13 protein-coding genes are annotated in these 15,791 nt (G+C 53.2%); 7 read left to right on the forward strand and 6 right to left on the reverse strand.

All coding sequences use genetic code 11. The annotated features are described in order from the left end of the window. The first annotated feature begins 52 nt into the window (after positions 1-52). Positions 53-1,426: an MFS transporter gene (locus ACQG2Q_RS13835; protein WP_022648456.1), complete on the forward strand. Its 1,374-nt coding sequence runs from the start codon at positions 53-55 to the stop codon at positions 1,424-1,426. 51 nt (positions 1,427-1,477) lie between these two features. On the opposite strand, the gene htpX is transcribed toward ACQG2Q_RS13835, so the two are convergent. The 4 genes from htpX to ACQG2Q_RS13855 form a co-directional block, all read right to left on the reverse strand. Continuing rightward, positions 1,478-2,359, reverse strand: coding sequence for a protease HtpX (htpX, locus tag ACQG2Q_RS13840; RefSeq protein WP_003859899.1), 882 nt, complete (start codon positions 2,357-2,359; stop codon positions 1,478-1,480). Positions 2,360-2,552: 193 nt separating this feature from the next. After that, positions 2,553-4,601: a carboxy terminal-processing peptidase gene (gene prc / locus ACQG2Q_RS13845; protein ID WP_426759222.1), complete on the reverse strand. Its 2,049-nt coding sequence runs from the start codon at positions 4,599-4,601 to the stop codon at positions 2,553-2,555. Positions 4,602-4,620: 19 nt separating this feature from the next. Next, positions 4,621-5,307, reverse strand: coding sequence for an RNA chaperone ProQ (gene proQ / locus ACQG2Q_RS13850; RefSeq protein ID WP_063849158.1), 687 nt, complete (start codon positions 5,305-5,307; stop codon positions 4,621-4,623). Positions 5,308-5,403: 96 nt separating this feature from the next. Further along, positions 5,404-5,901 (reverse strand): GAF domain-containing protein, encoded by a 498-nt coding sequence (locus ACQG2Q_RS13855; protein WP_006811006.1) that lies wholly within the window; start codon positions 5,899-5,901, stop codon positions 5,404-5,406. Positions 5,902-6,033: 132 nt separating this feature from the next. On the opposite strand from ACQG2Q_RS13855, the gene yebS reads away from it, so the two are divergent. The 4 genes from yebS (at position 6,034) to ACQG2Q_RS13875 (ending at position 11,783) form a co-directional block, all read left to right on the forward strand. After that, positions 6,034-7,317 (forward strand): membrane integrity lipid transport subunit YebS, encoded by a 1,284-nt coding sequence (yebS, locus tag ACQG2Q_RS13860; RefSeq protein WP_022648459.1) that lies wholly within the window; start codon positions 6,034-6,036, stop codon positions 7,315-7,317. Further along, positions 7,286-9,919, forward strand: coding sequence for a PqiB family protein (locus ACQG2Q_RS13865; protein ID WP_022648460.1), 2,634 nt, complete (start codon positions 7,286-7,288; stop codon positions 9,917-9,919). Before yebS ends, ACQG2Q_RS13865 begins: the two co-directional genes overlap by 32 nt. A gap of 56 nt (positions 9,920-9,975) precedes the next feature. After that, positions 9,976-11,439 carry a 16S rRNA (cytosine(1407)-C(5))-methyltransferase RsmF gene (gene rsmF, locus ACQG2Q_RS13870; protein WP_063849159.1) on the forward strand — a complete coding sequence of 488 codons (1,464 nt, stop codon included), beginning with the start codon at positions 9,976-9,978 and terminating at the stop codon, positions 11,437-11,439. A 104-nt stretch (positions 11,440-11,543) separates the two neighbouring features. Further along, positions 11,544-11,783: a YebV family protein gene (locus ACQG2Q_RS13875; protein ID WP_006811010.1), complete on the forward strand. Its 240-nt coding sequence runs from the start codon at positions 11,544-11,546 to the stop codon at positions 11,781-11,783. A gap of 34 nt (positions 11,784-11,817) precedes the next feature. Here the strand turns inward: ACQG2Q_RS13875 and pphA are convergent, their stop codons facing one another. Then, a complete protein-coding gene (gene pphA, locus ACQG2Q_RS13880) occupies positions 11,818-12,462 on the reverse strand; it encodes a protein-serine/threonine phosphatase (RefSeq protein ID WP_063849160.1) in 645 nt (214 codons plus the stop codon). A gap of 167 nt (positions 12,463-12,629) precedes the next feature. On the opposite strand from pphA, the gene ACQG2Q_RS13885 reads away from it, so the two are divergent. Together ACQG2Q_RS13885 and ACQG2Q_RS13890 are read left to right on the forward strand one after the other, a co-directional pair. Beyond that, positions 12,630-13,610 (forward strand): VirK/YbjX family protein, encoded by a 981-nt coding sequence (locus tag ACQG2Q_RS13885; protein ID WP_063849161.1) that lies wholly within the window; start codon positions 12,630-12,632, stop codon positions 13,608-13,610. 475 nt (positions 13,611-14,085) lie between these two features. Continuing rightward, positions 14,086-14,757, forward strand: a complete 672-nt coding sequence (locus ACQG2Q_RS13890; protein WP_199004860.1) for an SOS response-associated peptidase — start codon at positions 14,086-14,088, stop codon at positions 14,755-14,757. A 98-nt stretch (positions 14,758-14,855) separates the two neighbouring features. On the opposite strand, the gene ACQG2Q_RS13895 is transcribed toward ACQG2Q_RS13890, so the two are convergent. Beyond that, positions 14,856-15,770, reverse strand: a complete 915-nt coding sequence (locus tag ACQG2Q_RS13895) for a hypothetical protein (protein ID WP_271079880.1) — start codon at positions 15,768-15,770, stop codon at positions 14,856-14,858. Between the last annotated feature and the right edge of the window lie 21 nt (positions 15,771-15,791).

Genomic DNA, 15,791 nt, shown 5'->3' on the forward strand with positions numbered 1-15,791 from the left:
ATGCTAAAATAGTTACTCTGAAAATAATTTCACACTGAGTCATTCTTTTCCCATGCAAAAAAACGTTTCTGATGGCCTGCCCTTACCACAGCGGTACGGGGCAATTGCCACTATTGTCATCGGCATTTCGATGGCTGTCCTTGACGGTGCGATTGCCAATGTGGCTCTTCCTACCATTGCCAAAGACCTTAATGCTTCTCCGGCAAGCTCCATCTGGATTGTGAACGCGTACCAGATAGCGATTGTGATTTCCCTTTTGTCACTCTCTTTCCTGGGCGATATGTTTGGTTATCGCCGGGTTTATCAGTGCGGGCTGGTGGTCTTTACTCTCACCTCGCTCTTCTGTGCCCTTTCCGATTCACTGCACACCCTTACGCTTGCGCGTATCGCACAGGGTTTTGGCGGTGCCGCGCTAATGAGCGTGAACACGGCCCTGATACGGCTTATCTATCCTCATCGCCATCTGGGGCGCGGCATGGGCATTAACTCCTTTATTGTGGCCGTGTCGTCCGCCGCCGGGCCGACGATTGCCGCCGCCATTCTGTCCGTTGCCTCGTGGCAGTGGCTGTTTGCCATTAACGTGCCGCTGGGCATTGTGGCGATATTCTTCGCCCTGCGCTATCTTCCGGAAAATGGTCCGAAAAACACCATGCCACGTTTTGACCTGCCCAGCGCTGTGATGAACGCGCTGACCTTTGGCCTGCTGATTACTGCGCTGAGCGGATTTGCGCAGGGACAGTCTTTGTCGCTCATTGCCGCAGAAATCGTTGCCCTGCTTATCATCGGCTTTTTCTTTGTACGACGCCAGCTGGCGCTGCCCGTGCCGTTACTGCCGGTCGATTTGCTGCGTATTCCGCTGTTTTCGCTATCAATTTGTACCTCCATTTGCTCGTTCTGCGCCCAGATGCTGGCGCTGGTTGCGCTGCCATTCTTTTTGCAGAGCGTGCTTGGCCGTTCGGAAGTGGAAACAGGCTTGTTGCTCACACCCTGGCCTTTGGCAACCATGGTGATGGCCCCGCTGGCCGGGTACCTTATTGAGCGCGTTCATGCCGGACTGCTGGGGGCTATCGGGCTGATCGTCATGGCAGCAGGACTGTTTGCGCTGTCGCTCCTGCCCTCCTCGCCGGGGGATCTGGATATTATCTGGCGCATGATCCTGTGCGGGGCAGGTTTTGGTCTGTTCCAGTCACCTAACAACCACACAATTATCACCTCTGCCCCACGTCATCGCAGCGGTGGTGCCAGCGGGATGCTGGGTACGGCAAGACTGTTAGGGCAAAGCACCGGGGCCGCAATGGTGGCGTTGATGTTTAACCTTGCCGGGCAAAATGCGACACACGTTGCGCTGATTACCGCAGGGACACTGGCGACCCTCGCGGCTATCATTAGCGGCCTTCGTGTGACCCAGCCAAAGGCGCAGGCATAAAAAAACCGGGCGGAGATTGTCTCCTGCCCGGTTTTTTTCATCCGGCGGGTATTACTTCAGGTACTCGCCGCTTCGCAGCGCTTCAATACGTTTATCCAGCGGCGGGTGTGACATAAACAGCTCGCTCAGCGACTTTGATTTACCATTGATGCAGAAGGCCATCATGCTGTTTGCTTCCTGCGGCTCGTAGCTGGTTTTCAGACGTTGCAGCGCAGCAATCATCTTCTCACGACCCACCAGTTTCGCAGAACCGGCATCCGCGTGGAACTCACGATGACGGGAGAACCACATGGTAATGATGCTTGCCAGGATACCGAACACCAGCTCCAGCACCATTGAAACAGCAAAATAGATCAGCGGGTTACCGTTGCTCTCTTCACCCTCATCACGGTTGCCACCCATAAATCCGGCAGCAATCTGCGCCAGAATACGGGAAATAAAGATAACGAAGGTGTTCACCACGCCCTGGATCAAGGTCATGGTGACCATATCGCCGTTAGCGATGTGGCTGATCTCGTGAGCAATAACCGCTTCCGCTTCGTCACGGCTCATGTTTTGCAGCAGACCGGTACTGACGGCCACCAGGGACGCGTCACGACGCGCACCGGTAGCAAACGCGTTGATATCCGGCGCGTGGTAGATCGCCACCTGCGGCATGGCTATGCCCGCCTGCTTTGACTGCTGAGCAACCGTGCTCATCAACCACTGTTCCATATCGTTACGCGGCTGCTCAATAACTTCACCGCCCACGGATTTCAGTGCCATCCACTTCGACATCAGCAGTGAAATGAAAGAGCCGCCGAAACCAAACAGCAGCGCCATAATCAACAGACCCTGAACGCTGCTCGACTGAATTCCCGTCAGGCTTAGCACCAGCCCGAATACCACCATCACCGCCAGGTTGGTGAGCAGGAAGAGCGCGATTCGCATCATAATATTCTTTTAACCTCAGTTTAACAAAACGCACTATGCGATTACCCACATCGTATGGGTATTGCGGCTATTTTCAAGCATCCAGACGGCGTAAGTCACCAGAAAGACACAACTTTACACAATTGGAAATCTGCCTGACGGAAGGATGAGGAACCAAAAGAAACAGGCACAATTTCTTGTGCCTGTTGGGGGATTATTTTGTCGGAGCAGGTTGTACGGCAGGTTTCTCTTTTTCCAGCTTCGCGAGATCAAGCGCGATATGCACCGTCTCGTCCAGATACGGATCGGGCTCCTGGTAATCCTTAGGCAGATCGTCCAGTTTTTTGAGCAGAGGCTTGCCTTCACGTTTGAAGCGATCGTTGATACGCGCCAGACGTGTCGCGTCATCTTCATTGTTCTCTTTCTCACGCTGGGCGTAGTTCAGAGAGACAATGTTCCGTTTCGCTTTCAGAGCGTTGAAACGCGCGATGTCCTTCATGATGTACTGGAATTCCGGATCCTTCCCGATGCGGTCGTTGTGATTTTTCAGCAGTTCCGGACCGAACTGATTCATATCACCCGATTTCACGAATGTCGCGGCATCAATGCTATCCCACGGCAGCGCGTTATCTTCAAACTTCTCGCCCGTTTCCGTCTCTTCGGTACCTGTCGGCATCATGATGTCCGGCGTCACGCCTTTGCGCTGCGTACTGCCGCCGTTAACACGGTAAAACTTCTGAATGGTGTACTGTACTGAGCCCAGCGCCGGCCATTCAGGACGCAGCATCTGGTCGTAAATACGGTTCAGAGAGCGGTACTGCTGAACGGTGCCCTTGCCAAACGTCGGTTCGCCGACGATTAACGCCCGGCCGTAATCCTGCATGGCAGCAGCGAAGATTTCCGATGCAGAGGCGCTGAAGCGATCGACCAGCACCACCAGCGGACCCTTATAGTAGACCACGCCATCGGTATCGGCATCTTCACGCACTTTACCGTTGTTATCGCGCACCTGAACCACCGGGCCAGACGGGATAAACAGCCCGGAGAGCGAGACGGCCTCGGTCAATGCCCCGCCGCCGTTGCTGCGCAGGTCGATGATCACACTGCTGACATTCTGCTTTTCAAGCTTCTGGAGCTGCACTTTTACATCATCGGTCAGGCCAACGTAGAAGCCAGGGATATCCAGAACGCCAACCTTCTCTTTACCCACGGTTTTCACCGACATTTTCACCGCGCGATCTTCCAGACGGATACGCTCACGGGTCAGAGTAACGATACGGGTTTTGGTCCCCTTTCCGGCAGGCAGGATATCCAGGCGAACTTTGCTGCCCTTCGGCCCTTTGATCAGCGCAACTACGTCATCAAGTCGCCAGCCAATCACGTCCACCATGCTCTTTCCGGTTTGACCTACACCGACAATACGGTCGCCTACGCTGATCGCTTTGCTTTTCGACGCAGGGCCACCGGCCACCATGGAGTTGATAACGGTGTAGTCATCATCCATCTGAAGCACAGCACCGATACCTTCCAGAGACAGGCTCATTTCGGTATTGAACTGTTCGGTGTTACGTGGAGAGAGATAATTAGTGTGCGGATCAATTTCGTGCGCAAACGCGGTCATCGCCAGCGAGAAAACATCTTCACTGTTGGTCTGCGCCAGACGACGAATTGCGAATTTGTAGCGACGGTTTAACGTCTCACGGATCTCTTTCTCGTCTTTGCCTGTGAGCTTGAGGCTCAGTTCGTCATATTTGACTTTTCCGTCCCACAGCGCATTCAGTTCAGCCTCATCTTTCGGCCATGGCGCTTTGCTGCGGTCCAGATTAAAGGTGTCGTTGCCGGTGAAGTCCATCGGACGTTCCAGCACTTTCAGCGCGTATTGATAACGCTCAAAACGGCGCTTTTGCGATAAGTTGTACAGATCGTAGAAAAGATCCAGCTTTCCGGAGCGCAGCTCATCACCCACTTCGGATTTGCGTTTAGCGAACTGTTCGACATCGCTGGCCAGCAGTACGTTATGGCTGTAATCCAGCAAGTTCAGATAACGGTCAAAGATTTTGGCCGAAAAGGCCTGATCGAGATCGAACTGACGATAGTGCGAACGAGTAAAGCGCGACGTCACGCGCTCACTCACCGTCGCGTGCTGAGTTTCTTCCTTAAGAACCGGAATTTGATCAACACGCGTAATATCGTCCACAGCGAAAGCGTGGCCTGTTATAGCAAACAGGCCAGCCAGCGCGGTGAGCTTAAAAAAAGTGTTCATGCCAGGCTCGGCCTCCGTTTCAGAACAACAAGTGTTCTGCGCGTACAATCATTGACATACCAGAAGTCAGCTGTACACGAACGCCATCTTTGGTGATTTCCAGTACGGTGGCATCCATCGCATTGTTACCCGCTTTAACCTTCAGAGACTGACCTACGCTCAGGGCGTTGATGTCCGAAACTGGGGTGTGGCGCGGCTCTTCGCGCGGCGCACGTGGGGCTTTAGCTGCTGGTTTGTCAGCACGCGGTTTGCGATCGTTATTTTCAGTACGACGCGGTGCCGGACGCGGTTTACGCTCGCGACGAGGGGCGTCTTCCTGACCGTTTGCCGCTGCGGCTTCGCGTTTTTTGGCCTGCTGTTCAGCACGCTGTGCCTGAACGCGAGCTTTGGCTTCTTCAAGCTGCTTACGCGCATGTTCTACGTGCTGCTCGTCCATCTCACCACACGGGTTGCCGTCAAGGTCGACACGGGTCGCACCCGGCTTGATACCGTACAGGTAACGCCAGCTCGAGGTATAAAGGCGCAAGGCAGAACGAAGCTGCGTTTTGCTGAGGTTCATCTCCCCCTCAACGCGCGCGACCAGATCCTGAAAGATACCGACTTTCAGAGGACGCGCTTCACCTTCAGCGCTGAAGCACTGCGGGAAACGCTCGGCCAGAAATGCGATAACTTCTTTACTGCTATTCAACTTAGGTTGATTTTCCATGAAATTTCCTGATTACAACGGACGTTGCCAACAAGCGCAGGCATGAACAGGCGACATTATAATGACGCTATCAGTAAATGCTACGTTATCCGTTGATTATCCTGCGACGCTCGCAAAGAATTTATGATAATCGGTCTCTGCCAGAACATTTTCCAGGTTTGCGGCCAACGCGCGCAGCCCCTGCTCATCCTCGGCAGTAAAGCGGCTGAAGACCGTGCTGTCGATATCCAGAACGCCAATAATCTGATTTTTAACCACCAGCGGCAGTACGATTTCAGAATTGCTGCTGGCATCGCAGGCAATGTGGCCGTCAAACGCATGTACATCTTCGACACGCTGAACCTGACGGGTCGCCACTGCGGTACCGCACACGCCGCGCCCTACCGGAATGCGCACGCAGGCGAGTTTCCCCTGGAAAGGCCCCAGCACCAGCGTGTCGCCTTCCAGCAGATAAAAGCCCGCCCAGTTCACGTCAGAAAGGCGTTCGAACAGTAACGCACTGGTATTTGCCAGAGTGGCTAAGAAACTGGTTTCCCCTGCCATTAATGCCTTAAAATCGCGATTCAGATCCGCGTAGAATTCTGTTTTGTTCATTATTCAATCACTTAGTTATCTTACATAATTACCGCATAGCCTATTAAAATAAGCATTAAATGCGCTCATGCTCAAGATGAATCCGTTCATGAGTTATTATAACTTTCAACAATACTTATCTGTGTGCGACTGATGGCCCTAAAAACACCCCAAATTACGCCGACAAGAAAGATCGTTGTCCGTACGGTAAGCCAGGCTCTGCCTCGTGCACATTATCAGCGTTGTCCCCAGTGCGATACGCTTTTTATGTTGCCGAAGATGAAATCGCACCAAAGTGCTTTTTGCCCTTGCTGCGATGCCAAAATTCGCGATGGCCGGGACTGGTCATTGACGCGTCTGGCGGCAATGGCGGTTACCATGCTGCTGCTGATGCCGTTCGCCTGGACCGAGCCGCTGTTAAAGCTCTACCTGCTTGGCGTGCGTATTGACGCTAACGTATTGCAGGGGATCTGGCAGATGACGCGCGAGGGCGATCCGCTCACCGGCGCTATGGTGCTGTTCTGCGTCGTCGGCGCGCCGCTGGTGCTGGTCGCGGCAATTGCCTACCTGTGGTTTGGCAACATTCTGGGGATGAACCTGCGCCCTGTCCTGCTCATGCTAGAAAAGCTCAAGGAGTGGGTGATGCTGGACATCTATCTGGTGGGCGTCGGCGTGGCCTCCATTAAGGTGCAGGATTATGCGTTTTTACAACCCGGCATTGGCCTTTTTGCGTTTATTTCACTGGTCCTGCTGAGTATTTTGACCCTGATTCATCTGAATGTTGAACAGCTTTGGGAGCGATTTTACCCTCAGCGTCCCGCGACCCGGCCTGATGAAAACCTGCGCGTCTGCCTGGGGTGCCATTACACCGGTTTTCCGGATAAACGCGGGAGGTGTCCTCGCTGCCACATTCCGTTAAGATTGCGGCGCAACAACAGCCTGCAAAAATGCTGGGCGGCGCTTATCGCCTCACTGATATTTTTATTCCCGGCCAATATGCTGCCGATCTCCGTAATTTATGTGAACGGCGCCCGACAGGAAGATACTATCCTTTCGGGGATTATCTCTCTGGCGCACAGTAACGTGGGGGTTGCCGCCATTGTGTTCATCGCCAGTATTCTGGTGCCCTTTACCAAAGTGGTGGTGATGTTTACGCTGCTTATCAGCATTCACTTTAAATGCGAACAAGGACTACGCACCCGTATCCTGCTTCTGCGATTCGTGACCTGGATTGGTCGCTGGTCGATGTTGGATCTGTTCGTGATTTCGCTGATGATGTCGCTCATCAATCGCGATCAGTTACTTGCTTTTACCATGGGACCCGCAGCTTTTTATTTCGGCTCTGCGGTGATATTGACTATTCTTGCAGTGGAATGGCTGGACAGCCGCTTACTTTGGGACGCACATGAGTCAGGAAACGCCCGCTTCGCCGACTGAAGCGAGAATTAAAACAAAACGCCGCATTTCGCCATTCTGGTTGCTGCCTGTCATCGCGCTGATGATCGCAGGCTGGCTTATCTGGACGAGCTATGAAGATCGCGGAAGTACCATCACGATTGATTTCCAGTCTGCGGACGGCATTGTCGCCGGACGTACCCCCGTTCGCTTCCAGGGGGTGGAAGTGGGTACCGTGCAGGATATTTCCCTCGGCAAAGGGCTGAACAAAATCCAGGTCCGGGCAAGCATTAAGTCTGACATGCAGGATGCCCTGCGCGCCGAAACGCAGTTCTGGCTGGTCACGCCTAAAGCCTCCCTGGCTGGCGTTTCCGGGCTGGATGCGCTTGTGGGCGGTAACTATATCGGCATGATGCCTGGCAAAGGTGAGCCACAGGATCACTTTGTTGCGCTGGATACCCAGCCGAAATATCGGCTGAATAACGGCGATCTGATGATCCACCTCCGCGCGCCGGATTTGGGCTCGCTGAACAGTGGTTCTCTGGTCTATTTCCGCAAAATTCCGGTTGGCCGCGTTTACGACTACGCCATTAACCCGAACAAAGATGGCGTGACCATTGATGTACTGATCGATCGCCGTTTTACCAACCTGGTAAAAAAAGGCAGCCGCTTCTGGAACGTCTCCGGCGTCGATGCTGACCTGAGCTTAAGCGGTGCGAAAGTGAAGCTTGAGAGCCTGGCGGCGCTGGTGAATGGCGCTATCGCCTTCGACTCACCTGCTGACTCCAGCCCTGCCGCCGCAGAGGATACCTTTGGTCTGTACGCCGACCTGGCGCACAGCCAGCGCGGTGTCATCGTCAAGTTGACCCTGCCGGATGCCAAAGGCCTGAAAGCCGGTTCGACCCCGCTGATGTACCAGGGTTTAGAGGTCGGGCAACTGACAAAATTAACCCTCAACGCGGGCGGCTCCGTTACCGGCGAAATGACGGTGGATCCGAGCGTTGTGGACCTCCTGCGGGAAAAAACACGCATCGAGCTGCGTAATCCGAAGCTCTCCCTCAGCGACGCTAGCATCAGTTCCCTGCTGACGGGAAGCACCTTTGAGCTGATCCCCGGTGAAGGTGCGCCGAATAAAAACTTTGTCATCGCGCCGGCGGATAAAGCTCTGCTGCAAAAACCGGGCGTGTTGACGGTTAAGCTGAATGCGCCGGAAAGCTATGGTATCGAAGCCGGTCAACCGCTAATCCTGCACGGTGTGCAGGTGGGTCAGGTTCTGGAACGAAAGCTGACGGAAAAAGGGGTCTCCTTCTCCGCCGCCATCGATCCGCAGTACGGCAACCTTGTGCACGGCGACAGTAAATTTGTGGTGAACAGCCGGGTCGACGTGAAGGTGGGTCTGGACGGCGTTGAGTTCCTCGGCGCCAGCGCCAGCGAGTGGGTTAACGGCGGGATCCGCATTCTGCCGGGCAGCAAAGGCGCGCTGCGTGAGAGCTATCCACTGTTCGCCAATCTGGACAAAGCCATTGAAAACAGCCTCGGCGACCTGCCGACCACCACGCTGACCTTAAGCGCTGAAACGCTGCCGGATGTCCAGGCAGGCTCCGTCGTGCTTTATCGTAAGTTTGAGGTCGGAGAAGTGATCACCGTTCGTCCTCGTGCGGACGCGTTTGATATCGAACTGCATATCAAGCCGGAGTATCGCAAGCTGCTCACGCCAAACAGCGTGTTCTGGGCTGAAGGCGGCGCGAAAGTGCAGCTCAATGGCAACGGGCTGACCGTACAGGCGTCTCCCCTCTCCCGTGCCCTGCGCGGTGCGATCAGCTTCGATAACCTGAGCGGCGCGGGCGGCAACATGCGTAAAGGTGACAAGCGGATCCTCTTCCCGTCTGAAACCGCGGCGCGCGCCGTCGGGGGACAGATTACCCTGCACACCTTTGATGCCGGTAAACTGGCAGAAGGCATGCCTATCCGCTATCTCGGAATTGATATCGGGCAGGTTCAGAAGCTGACGCTGATCACCGCGCGCAATGAAGTTCAGGCTACCGCCGTGCTTTATCCGGAATATGTACAGACGTTCGCCCGGGCAGGCTCGCGCTTCTCGGTGGTTACGCCGCAAATTTCTGCCGCAGGGGTTGAGCATCTCGACACCATACTTCAGCCGTACATTAACGTTGAACCGGGTCGGGGCAACGCGCGTCGTGAGTTTGAGTTGCAGGAGGCGACCATCACCGATTCCCGTTATCTGGACGGTCTGAGCATTGTGGTTGAAGTACCGGAAGCCGGTTCGCTGGGCATCGGTACGCCGGTCCTGTTCCGCGGTATTGAAGTGGGGACAGTAACAAGCCTGACGCTGGGTAATCTGTCCGATCGCGTGATGGTTGGCCTGCGCATCAGCCAGCGTTATCAGCATCTGGTTCGCAACAACTCAGTGTTCTGGCTCGCTTCAGGCTACTCGCTGGACTTCGGCCTGACCGGTGGCGTGGTCAAAACGGGGACCTTTAACCAGTTCATTCGCGGCGGCATTGCCTTCGCGACGCCGCCTGGCACGCCTCTGGCGCCTAAGGCGCAGGCAGGAAAACACTTCCTGCTGCTGGAAAGTGAACCGAAAGAGTGGCGCGAATGGGGAACGGCGCTGCCGCGTTAATCTCGCAGGCTCCGGTGTCAACGCGCCGGAGCCTTTATGTTACACTGCGCGCCTGAATGTTTCCCTGTGGTGTGCCCGTGGCTCAAAACTCCGTATTTCTTCCTGAACAATTCCTCGCACAGATGCGCGAGGCGCTTCCTGCTCATCTCTCTTTCGACGATTTCGTCGCCGCCTGCCAGCGCCCTTTGCGTCGAAGTATTCGCGTCAATACGCTGAAAATCAGCGTCGGAGCGTTTCTGGATCTCGTCTCCTCCTACGGCTGGCAGCTGACGCCGGTGCCGTGGTGTGAGGAAGGGTTCTGGATCGAGCGGGATGACGAGGAGAGCCTGCCGCTCGGCAGCACCGCCGAGCACCTGAGCGGGCTGTTTTATATTCAGGAGGCCAGCTCCATGCTGCCGGTTGCCGCGCTGTTTGCCGACGGAAACCAGCCTGAGCGGGTGATGGATGTCGCGGCGGCACCGGGCTCTAAAACCACGCAAATTGCCGCCCGGATGAACAACCGCGGCGCGATCCTCGCCAACGAATTTTCCGCCAGCCGCGTCAAAGTCCTGCACGCCAATATCAGCCGCTGCGGGATCCACAACGTCGCGTTAACACACTTCGACGGTCGCGTGTTTGGCGCTGCCTTGCCGGAAGCTTTTGATGCCATCCTGCTCGACGCGCCCTGCTCCGGCGAAGGCGTAGTGCGTAAAGATCCTGATGCGTTAAAAAACTGGTCCGTTGAAAGCAACCTGGAGATCGCCGCCACGCAGCGTGAACTGATCGACAGTGCGTTTCATGCCCTGCGCCCCGGTGGAACGCTGGTTTACTCCACCTGCACGCTGAACCGCGATGAAAACGAGGACGTCTGCCTGTGGCTCAGGCAACGCTATGCGGATGCCGTCGAGTTTCTGCCGCTAGACACCCTCTTCGATTCGGCCAGTCACGCGGCCACCCCTGAAGGCTTCCTGCACGTCTTCCCGCAGATTTACGATTGCGAGGGGTTCTTTGTCGCACGACTGCGTAAAACCCGCGCCGTCGATCCGCTGCCTGTCCCTAAGTTTAAGGTCGGCAACTTCCCGTTCACGCCGGTCAAAGGCCGTGAGGCGGCACAGGCGCAAGCGGCTGCCAGCAAAGTGGGACTGCACTGGGATGAGAGCCTGCGCCTCTGGATGCGTGACAAAGAGCTGTGGCTGTTCCCGGTCAACATCGAACCGCTGATTGGTAAGGTGCGTTTCTCCCGCCTCGGTATTCGCCTGGCGGAGATCCACAACAAAGGCTATCGCTGGCAGCACGAAGCGGTCATTGCGCTGGCAGGCAATGAGAACACCTTCGCCCTGACGCATCATGAAGCGGAAGAGTGGTATCGCGGTCGTGACGTTTACCCGGAAGACGGCCCGTCACAGGATGAAGTCATCGTGACGTATCAGGGCTATCCGCTCGGGCTGGCGAAAAAAGTCGGCTCGCGGCTGAAAAACAGCTATCCGCGTGAACTGGTACGCGATGGTCGCCTGTTTACCGGTAACAGCCGCACTGACTGAAAAAACGCATTTTTTTACTGGCGATTTCTCTCTCCTTGTCTAGGATCAAAAATGGATGACTGCACTGGTCATACCAGATTTTGGGCAACAAACCGGAGAGCATTATGACGAAAACCAGCGTACGCATTGGCGCTTTTGAAATCGACGACGCTGAATTGCGCGGCGAAGCACAAGGCGAACGAACGTTAAGTATTCCCTGCAAATCCGATCCGGATTTGTGCATGCAACTGGACGCCTGGGATGCAGATACCAGCGTCCCGGCGATCCTTGATGGGGAACATTCCGTTCTGTACCGTGAACATTACGACAGTAAAACCGATGCCTGGGTCTTGCGTCTTGCATAACCCAAAGAGAACCCGCCCGAAGGCGGGTTATTTATTACTGAAGCTGCGCCAGCGTCAGAAAGCCCCCGAACACCGCTCCCGTATCAATGTAGTGCAGATTGTTGAAATCGTAGCGCTTGTCCACAGGCGTATGTCCGAACCAGAAGTGATCCGCGCCGCTAATGCCCTGCCCTCTACCCACCATAAAGCCCATTAACCGGTCGCGATCCCACAGCACCCGCTGGGCATCTACCGGCTTATGCCAGGCATATTCGGCGGCGGGATAATCCGCATGAGCAATCACGTTCAGCCCGTTTTTGCAGGTTATTTCAATAATGTGTGGTAAGTCCCGACACGCGTCGAGTAAATCCTTCGCCTGCTTTTGTTGAGCGACCGTAAGCCCGGTAAACCAGTTACCGCCATTTATCTTCCAGAGACTAAAATCATTATTTTCAAGCGCATCTAACGCCATTTGCTCGTGATTACCGCGTACCGCATAAAACCACTTTTCCTGCATCAACTGTAAACATTTCACGCTGTCGGGACCGCGGTCGATAATATCCCCCACCGAGATAAGCAGATCCGCAGCAGGATTAAAATGCCGTCGTTTAAGCTCATCCATAAGCCACTGATAGCAACCATGAATATCGCTGACAACCCAGACATGACGCCAGTGTTCTCCCTCTATTTTCTGATACATAACGCCTCCTGTAAGAAGTATAGCTGCCACAGAAAATGTCATGCGCTGGCGTTGGATATCGCGAATCCAAACAAACCATAAACCAGCCGGAAATAAAGATCGCTGCGCTATTAATCCCTTATTCCCTGGCCTTTAAAATAATGCGGAATAAAAAGAGGGATTTTCACGTGTCAAACATACACCTGCAAAACGATGTTTTTTATCCGCATCGCACAAATATTATTTCTGAACTGGTGAGAGGGAAACGCGTTCCCGGCCCAATCTGGCACAAACGTGATTACCGGTTAAAGTTCCTTCTGCGCTCGCTTTTATTCTGGTCCTCCACCCATCGCATGCTGGAGGCGCTATCCGGGCGCGATGATTTCGACAGGCTGCTCACCTCTCAAATTACCTTGCCGAGCAAAACTCACCGCCAGTATCTGATGCGTGGCCTGAACTCAAACGACCGGGCCGATGCTATCGTCAGCCACTATCAGTGGATTGATAGTCTGACAAATACCGCCCTCGCCCACGCGCTGACCAATCCGCAAGAGGTGCCGGTTGTCCGGTTCGAGGCAAAAAACGGCCAAATCTATACCGTCCACGCCTCGTCCGCAGGTAAGGCTGAACGTGAAGGCGAAAGCACGCTTTGGCTGCATGACAATGAGAACACGCTGCTTGCCAGCCTGACGTTCTGTGTCGCACGCAGTAACGGCCGTATGGTGCTGGTGATCGGCGGCCTCCAGGGTCCACGTCGTCATGTTTCACGGGAGGTGATTAAGCAGGCTACCCGTGCCTGCCATGGGCTTTTCCCGAAACGCGTGCTGATGGAGGTGATCTTCCAGCTTGCCTCACGCTCGAACATCAGCGCGATTTTTGCCGTCAGCGATGAAGGCCATGTTTTCCGCGCGCTGCGCTACCGTCTGAGCAAAGGGCGTCATTTTCACGCCAGCTACGACGAGTTCTGGGAAGGCCTGAACGGAAAGAAACTCTCCCCCTTCTGCTGGCAGTTGCCGCTCCAGATGGAGCGTAAAGCACTGGAGGAGATTGCCAGCAAAAAACGCGCCGAATACCGTCGCCGCTTTGCGTTACTTGATGATATTGCGGCTTCCGTACATGCGCGCATTGATCCCGCAGTCGTCTCAGGCAAAATACAAACAAAAATTTAACAAAACAGCCAAAAAGGACTGGACTTACGCCTGCCGGGTTGTGGTATGTTTGAAGCAGGCGCACAGGAAGTGAACCTTCTGCTGAGACGAAAACCGGATTTTATCGTTTATTTTCATGCAGATAAAAAGAGACCGAATACGATTCCTGTTTCCGCTACAACCAGCCCTTTTTTATATAATTCATGAAGTTACATGTCAGAAACCCGTTAAATACGGGTTTCAATGCTTACCAATAGATCCATTCAAGATCAAACCGTTGCCATCTTATTCGAGTGAGCGACGAGTGAACTTCGGGATCGCTCTGATCCGAAAACTTCCCCTCTTTTGCGTAGCTCCTTCCAGTTTCGCAACACGTCGCTTTACGCATTTCATCCCCATCAGCATAATCGCCCCGAATCCGTTTGTAAGACTTAACCAGCGCGCGCTACTTTTTCTCCCTGCCCTATACTTTCAGTCTGACTGACTGGAGGTTTCTATGTGTGGACGTTTTGCACAAGCCCAAACCCGTGAAGAATATCTTGCCTATTTGGCCGATGAAGCCGATCGCGATATTGCCTATGATCCTGAACCTATTAGCCGGTACAACGTCGCACCCGGCACCAAAGTTCTGCTGCTGAGCGAACGCGATGAGCTGTTGCACCTCGACCCGGTGTTCTGGGGTTACGCACCAGGGTGGTGGGATAAAGCACCTCTGATAAACGCACGCGTCGAAACCGCGGCAACGAGCCGCATGTTCAAACCTCTCTGGCAGCATGGCCGGGCAATCTGCTTCGCCGACGGTTGGTTCGAATGGAAAAAGGAAGGCGACAAGAAACAACCCTACTTCATCCACCGGGCCGATGGTCAGCCAATATTCATGGCGGCGATTGGCAGCACGCCGTTCGAACGCGGTGACGAAGCGGAAGGCTTCCTGATTGTCACGTCTGCAGCAGATAAAGGCCTGGTCGACATTCACGACCGCCGGCCTTTGGTTCTGTCGCCAGAAGCGGCCCGGGAATGGATGCGTCAGGACATAGGCGGGAAAGAAGCTGAAGAGATAGCTGCAGACGGCGCCGTGCCAGCCGACAAGTTTATCTGGCACGCCGTGACGCCCGCCGTGGGGAATGTGAAAAATCAACAAAAGGACTTATTAGAGAAATTTTATTAAATGCTTTAAATAAAGGCAGGTACAATATTTAGATATTTTAAGCCATTTCACTGCCGTGGCTTTATTATTGCTTGGAGCAACAAAACAATAGAGTGCTTTTATTTCCTTAATCTAAATCCATTAACATTATCAACTATATCATAAACTGAATCATAAAAACCTTTTCTAATAACTTTATATTTATTTTTCTTGGATATCTCAAGCCACTCTTTCATTTCTTTGCTAGGATAAGGGTCAACAATAAAAACCGAACAATTGCTCTTCTCCATACACTCCCAAATATGTTTGTCATGAGGAACATAATTAGCACCCACCACAACTACCAAATTAGACTTCCGTATCGCACTTTGATAATCTCTTTGAATTACATCAACTATACTTCTAGATATAACCACTCTCTTCTTAGCTTCATACATTGCAATTGCCGGAGCTAAACTAAAGTTATTACCATCATTAAACCAATTTTCTATTTTTTCTTGTGTGATCAGAGCATGTGTTTGTAAACCTTCTATAAAAACATCAAAATTGTATGCACTCCCGCCAATTGTCACACCCCTTGGAAATTGTGGCAAAAAGTTACAAGAGCCATGTACTTTTAAAACTTTCACTCCTTCAACACCATCACTCCATGTTGGATTTATACCGCATAGGACAAGAGATCTTTCTATTAGCAAGTCATAATTCAAAGTGGCAATTGTTATATCTTTTAATTTCTTTTTTAGGTCTCTAAAAAGCAAATAGTATGCATTATTAGTAGTAGAGTGGAAGCGACTTAAATACAAAGCCATCTCTCTAAGCAATGGAATAATGATTTTGCTATCATTGGGTATCAATGCCATTCCGGCTTCGAATCCATCTCTCCGGAAAATGTCCTTAACACTATCTTCAATTGAGTGAAAACTACCCTTGATTTTTTCCAACTCATCGAAGAGTTGTTTGCCTTGAGGAGGGCAATTTGGGGTGCATTCTCCAGACCCAAAACTTGCACCAGCACCAAATAAAAAAGTAATCATTCAAATCACCATGTATCTTTT

The organism is Enterobacter cloacae complex sp. 370H10 (assembly GCF_050031535.1).
Lineage (GTDB): Bacteria > Pseudomonadota > Gammaproteobacteria > Enterobacterales > Enterobacteriaceae > Enterobacter > Enterobacter intestinihominis.